At 55.1% G+C, this 6227-nt stretch carries 5 protein-coding genes; all 5 read right to left on the bottom strand.

The window, feature by feature from the left end; translation table 11 throughout:
* Window positions 1-129: 129 nt before the first annotated feature.
* The 5 genes from ACW9IB_RS11560 to ACW9IB_RS11540 all read right to left on the bottom strand — a co-directional run bounded on the left by ACW9IB_RS11560 (window position 130) and on the right by ACW9IB_RS11540 (window position 6227).
* Window positions 130-912 carry a MetQ/NlpA family ABC transporter substrate-binding protein gene (locus tag ACW9IB_RS11560; RefSeq protein ID WP_457366519.1) on the bottom strand — a complete coding sequence of 261 codons (783 nt, stop codon included), beginning with the start codon at window positions 910-912 and terminating at the stop codon, window positions 130-132.
* A 126-nt stretch (window positions 913-1038) separates the two neighbouring features.
* Window positions 1039-1965: a sigma 54-interacting transcriptional regulator gene (locus ACW9IB_RS11555; RefSeq protein ID WP_457413718.1), complete on the bottom strand. Its 927-nt coding sequence runs from the start codon at window positions 1963-1965 to the stop codon at window positions 1039-1041.
* A gap of 51 nt (window positions 1966-2016) precedes the next feature.
* On the bottom strand, window positions 2017-2598 hold the full coding sequence (locus ACW9IB_RS11550; protein ID WP_457413717.1) for an alpha/beta hydrolase: 582 nt from the start codon (window positions 2596-2598) through the stop codon (window positions 2017-2019).
* 194 nt (window positions 2599-2792) lie between these two features.
* Window positions 2793-5618, bottom strand: a complete 2826-nt coding sequence (locus ACW9IB_RS11545; RefSeq protein WP_457413716.1) for a glycosyltransferase family 32 protein — start codon at window positions 5616-5618, stop codon at window positions 2793-2795.
* Between the two features lie 207 nt (window positions 5619-5825).
* Window positions 5826-6227, bottom strand: a complete 402-nt coding sequence (locus ACW9IB_RS11540) for an ExbD/TolR family protein (RefSeq protein ID WP_060755558.1) — start codon at window positions 6225-6227, stop codon at window positions 5826-5828.

Raw genomic sequence — 6227 nt, 5'->3', positions numbered from 1 at the left:
TGTCGACTGACGCACCGCATTCGCGAGCAAGCCCGCTCCCACAGTATTAATCGCACTCCAGGCCAATAAAAAACGCCGATGCCAAACAAGCCATCGGCGTTGAAACCTTGAAGGGGGTTTTGGCTTACATCAGAACGCCGGCACGACCGCGCCGTTGTACTTCTTCTCGATGAAGGCTTTGACTTCCGGGCTGGTCAGGGCCTTGGACAGTTTCTGCAGGGCGTCGCTGTCCTTGTTGTCCGGACGAGCCACCAGGAAGTTCACGTACGGCGACTTCGCATCTTCGATGATCAGCGCGTCTTTCGCTGGGTTGAGGCCAGCTTCCAGCGCGTAGTTGGTGTTGATCAGGTCCAGGTCGACCTGATCCAGCACGCGTGGCAGCAGGGCCGATTCCAGCTCCTTGAATTTCAGGTGCTTGGGGTTGTCCTTGATGTCTTTTGGCGTAGCCAGCGCATTGCTTGGGTCTTTCAGGGTGATCACACCGGCTTTTTGCAGCAGCAACAGGGCGCGGCCACTGTTGGAGCCTTCGTTCGGAATGGCTACGGTGGCGCCGTCTTTGAGTTCAGAGATGTTCTTGATCTTCTTCGAGTAGCCGCCGAAGGGTTCAACGTGCACACCGACCACAGTCACCAGGTTGGTGCCCTTGCCCTTGTTGAAGTTTTCCAGGTACGGCAGGGTCTGGAAGTAGTTGGCGTCCAGACGCTTCTCGGCCACTTGCACGTTCGGTTGCACGTAGTCGGTGAAGACTTTGATTTCCAGATCCACGCCTTCTTTGGCCAGGGTCGGCTTGACCAACTCGAGGATCTCGGCGTGCGGGATCGGCGTGGCGGCCACCACCAGTTTCTCGTTGGCCTGGGCGAAGCTTGCAGTCAGGGCAGCCGCCAGTGCGGTGAACAACAGAACCTTTTTCATGCAGTGTCCTTATCGAAATTCCGGGGCGTCTCTGACGACCGTTTTTATAGGGGGTGCCAGCGAAATGCTATCGCGGCATGGGGGTGACAATACCTAGATTTTTTATTCCCGAACAATATCTTTTCTTCACGTTGATATTCCATTTTCTTCAAGCAGGAATTTCCGCAACAGCGCCTGCTCGGTCGGGCTGGCACGCTGAAAAATCCGCTGTACCTGCTCCAGGGACGAACCCGCCACCGGCAAATTCAAATGCTCGGGCAAAATCTCGTCGCCGCTGCTCACCAGCAACGCGAAGTGAATGACGTTTTCCAACTCGCGGGTATTACCCGGCCAGCTGTGCTGCTCCAGCACCTGCTGGGCGGTTTCGCTGATCAATGGCACCGGCAGGTCCAGGCGCTGGCTGTAGATGCCGAGGAAATATTCAGCCAAGGACAGGATGTCGCCCACACGCTCGCGCAACGCCGGCAAATCCAACTGGCCCTCGCTCAGGTAATGGAACAACCGCTCGTGAAACTTGCCCGCCGCCACCGCCTGGGCCAAGTCGATGCTGGTGGCCGCCACCAAACGTACATCCACCGGGCTGGGCTGATGGGCACCGACCCGGGTGACTTCATGATTTTCCAGCGCGGCGAGCAATTTGACCTGTATCGGCAACGGCAAGTCGCCAATCTCATCCAGGTATAGGGTGCCGCCATTGGCCGAACCAAACCACCCGGCGCGGCTGCTGGCCGCGCCGCTGTGGGCCCCGGCGGCATAGCCGAACAGTTCGGCATCGGCATACGTGGGGCTGATCGCGCCGCAATTGACCGAGACAAACAAACCAGTGCGGTCGCTGCCCCGGTGGATGTGCCGCGCCAGCAATTCCTTACCGCTGCCAGTTTCGCCACGAATCAATACGGGCAAGGCACGGGGCGCGAGGTTTTCCAGGTCTTCACGCAGTTGACGGGAACGGGGGTCGACGAACACCAAGGCCTTGGCGCGGATGCTCAGCGGGCTTTTTTCGGCGTCGGGGAAGGTCAGCAAGGGCTGGCCGTAGGTTTCATGCAGACTCATGGCAGGCTCCCGCCCCAGATCCACTCAAGGGACGGGGCGTTGAAAAATGTTTTAGGCACTGCGCCGGGCGTGGTGCTCAAGGCGGTGTTGCAGGCGATAGAGGTAAGCGAAGCCCTGCTCCCAGCGCTGGTGGCCGGATTTCACATTGATATGGCCGGCGCCTGCGAGGATGCCGGCTTCAGCGCCCCAGTTACGCGCCAGTTCCAGGGCCCGGGGGGCACTGACGGCGCTGTCGTTGTCGGAACTGACCACCTGACTGGGAAACGGCAACAGGTCAGTGGGAATCGGCGCAAAGTTGCGCAGGGCGGGGGCACAGGCCGGGCGTTCGACATCGGCGGGCGCCACCAGCAAGGCACCGCGCACCTGACGCAGAAACTGCACCGGCGCGGTGGCGGCCCAGTGCGCCACCGTGATGCAACCCAGGCTGTGGGCGATGAGAATCACAGGGGTGCTGTCGGCCGCGATGGCCTCGGCCAGCGCCGCCACCCAGTCTTCGCGACGGGGCGTCAGCCAATCGGCCTGCTCGACGCGGGCGCTGTTGGGCAGGCTGTTCTGCCAATGGCTTTGCCAATGATCTTCTGGCGATCCTTGCCAGCCCGGCACGATCAGATAACGAATCGACTCGCTGTGCATGGGTGTGCCCTCCTGCAGCGTTTAACGTTGCTGACCAGTATAGGGACGGGGTTTATATTCGTTAAGGAATAAGAAGCTATTTATTAATAACCAAAAACCCAATCTTCTTTACTCACTCCGCCACCCACTGGTGCAGCTTGCGCGAACCCGGCACCTGAGTGCTGGAGGCAAAAATCCCGAAGATGCACGCCGACTCAACGGGAATGGCGCATGGAATGCTCTGCTCCGATATCGACTCCAAATTTCCGGTCCATGGGCAGGTAGTATTCCTGTGCTTGCAGCAGCTTTCGGATGTAGCCATCAGGCGCTATAAGCCGCCCACTCAGTACCTCAGACAAATCGTCGAGAACAGGGAGAAGCCCATATTTTTCTTGTTTGAGGACGTCGTTGAACATGACAGGACCTGTCACCTCAAAAATTTTCTTCTCATTTGCCTTGTACGCATCCAACTCGGCCTCAGTCGGATTTTCTCCGATGAAGGGCCGATTGGCATCCAACCAAATTTTATTGGCTTTAAAACGCCGATCGATTTCCTCGAGTATTTTGTCAAAGACAGAATTATTCGCGTGGCTCGCAAAGTTGCTGGTATTTAGCCCGGAAAAATCAGCCGGTGCGTAAGTAACAGGAGAACTTAACAAAACATCATTGGGTGTAGCTGAGAGAGCGATTTCACCTACGCCATGGGTGAGTGCATCGTCCGTATCCAAATAAATACCACCGTAGCGTTTTATCAATACCGCACGCATGACATCTGACGACGCGGCCAGATTCTGCCCTTGCCCTGATCGAAAATATTGATACAGCTCAGCATATTTCCCGGCGTTTAACTCACGAAAAACTTCATCGGCTTTCATGTCGTGCACCTCAAGACCACCCACCTTGTGATCGAGGGCGTCTTTCACCGCGGAAAAAACACTTTGATTATTGGCATCGACATGCACAATTGATTTGTAACCCGGACTTTTACGAGCGTTCTCCATTATATTTTTCACGAGGTGATCGGGCATTTCATTTCCGGCCCAAAAATAATGTATTACCTTGGGTATTTCCGTAGAGCTCGACGGCACTGACGGCAACACAGGCAACGTTACAACCTTTTTTTCAACCGACGGCAGCCTCTTCTCGGCATTGGCCAACATCTGCGCTTTTGTACCCGACGTCCATTCTCCCTTGACTTCTCGCCAATAAAAAATATCCGCCGTATTACCGTCTAAATCGAAACCTCGCCATGCGCCGGCCTCCAAGTCATAAATCGCGGGTGCCAAGTACCCATTTATAGCCACCGAGTACTCTGCCAATGGTGAAACCATCACATCATCCATTGGTATATCAAAGCTTTTAGATAAAGCCGGTGCTTCAACAGGCCCCATCGGATAGCCAATCTGACCGTTGACACGTTGTGGCGCCCTGAGAAATGGCTGCGCCGTTTCATCGATGGGGATTGAATGGGCAACCGCCGTGCTTTCCGGTTTCAATGCCCCGGCAAGCGCGCCGCCTCCATGCACCACCACTGGTGGTACCGCGTTCAATACCCCAAACACAATACGGTCGGCTCCCGTGGATTTACCCTTGGCTACATCGTCAATGCCAATAGTTGTTTCGGTGATACCCGCCCCCAGGTAGAACGCATCCATCGCCAGCGCAACCTCCGGCATGGCGAGCGCCAATGGCGTCATGAAAAGCGCCACTTTCGCGGCTTCCTCCAAGCCTTGGGTTATCTTCGCCTTTGTATAGTCGCTGTCACTCACAATCGCATTGTCTGCGTCCGAGAAAGACCGCGCCTTTTGCAGAGTCATTACCTCCTGAAACGGGTCGCCGCTCAACGGAGAAACGTTGATGTATTGTTCGGGCAACCAAGCATTGATCTTGGAAGGGCTGAACGCTTGCGCTTCCTGCGCCGTGGACCAGGCACCCAAGCCTTGCAACGACTGATGCACGCCATCGGAAAAAGTCTTGTCTGCCTGGTCTTCAAGGGAGAAGTGCGTCATGAGCGCAACGCGCTTGTTCGGGTCGGCGGCTTGCTTGGCCAGCCACACCCCCATTTGCTGAGGATTATCAAAACGGTGCAGGGGCGAAGAGTTGCCGGGCACATACAACAATGTCAGCTGTGTTTTCTTGTCCGTCACACACAGCAAATCTGTCGACTTCATACCGTTTACGCTGACCAGGCCGATATCCAGGTCCGGGTCCTGCAACGTGCGTTTCTCAAAGTCTTGAACACTCAGTTCAGTCCATGGCTTCTTGGCAATGGGCCCTATTGCACGCTGGGCCAGTTCTACCGCCTCCGGCTCCAGACTCCCCTCCAGACTCTGAAATTTGATGGCCTTGACGAAAGCCATCCGACTCAGGGTCGTATAGGCGTCGGATTGCTTCTCCCAAAAAGTGGTGAGGGCATTTTTGTATAGCTGGGGCCGGTCTGTATCCCATACCAGGGTTTTAAAGTCGGCGACAGGTATGTCGACACGCGTGGACTCGCTGTAGGGCTGAACCGCTGCAGATGCCGGGTCATGATAGATGCCTTGTTCGGCGCGCGAAGATTCAACCACCTCCTCCACTTTATTGTAAGCAAATATCAGGGGTGAAACGTATTGGCCAAACTTCTGAAGCCAGTTCTTATTATCTTCGACCGGAACCCCCTGGAGATTTTTCAACGCTGCCTGAGTCAGTGTCACTTTTTCTACAACATTTTTCTCAGTACGCGCTGAATCCTCGAATGTCACCAGGTATGTTTTATCCGGATCAGTATTTAAACCCCAACGTTGATTGATTTTACTTGCCAGGATTTTTGACACTTCGCTTTCTGGTGTTATTTGCCTGAAAGCATGCGACTTCAGATAAGACTCGATTTGGTCATTTTTCCCCAACAGCGGTTGGTCGGGCACTGTCGGGAAGGATGTCTGACCGGGCGCTTCAGAAGAGGGGATCGCACCTTCATGGCTGGGGGGATTGTTGGTTTTTTTGTCTCCAATGACGGGCGTGTTCAATATACTGACAAGATCAACGGGAAACCGAATGGCCATCTGATTTATCCTTCTATGAAATCACTATTTACTCCTCCGAAAAATAATAAAACTCCCGACAATTAGCACGCTCGGAAACACTAAAAAACAACAGTAAATTTTACAGACAGCACAGTATCTACATACATCCATACATACATTTCGAGAATAAAAAAAGGCCGCACCCTGCCAAGGAGACGGCCAAAAAATTGTCGAGGCATTTGCAACTCAACGTGCGGTAATCACCGACAGCTTGGTAATGCCCGCGCGCTCGATAGACGCCATGGCTCGCGCCACTTCGCCGTAGTTCACTCCATCGTCAGCCTGCAGTTGCACCCGCACATCGGGGTCCTTGGCCTTGGCCGCCTGCAGGTTGAATTCCAGCAGGTCCGGCTGGATTTCGTCCTTGTTGATAAACAGTTTGCCGGCGCCGTCGATGCTCACCACCAGCGGGTCTTTCTGCTCTACCGGGGCCACGGCCTGGGTCTTGGGCAGGTTGATCGGTATGGCGTTGGTCAACAGCGGCGCGGTGACGATAAACACCACCAGCAGCACCAGCATCACGTCCACCAGGGGCGTCACGTTGATCTCGCTCAGCACCTCATCGCTGTCTTGCGTGGAGAAGGCCAT

This window comes from Pseudomonas sp. SDO524_S393, from assembly GCF_054071875.1.
This window is presented reverse-complemented; position numbering and strand designations above follow the sequence as displayed.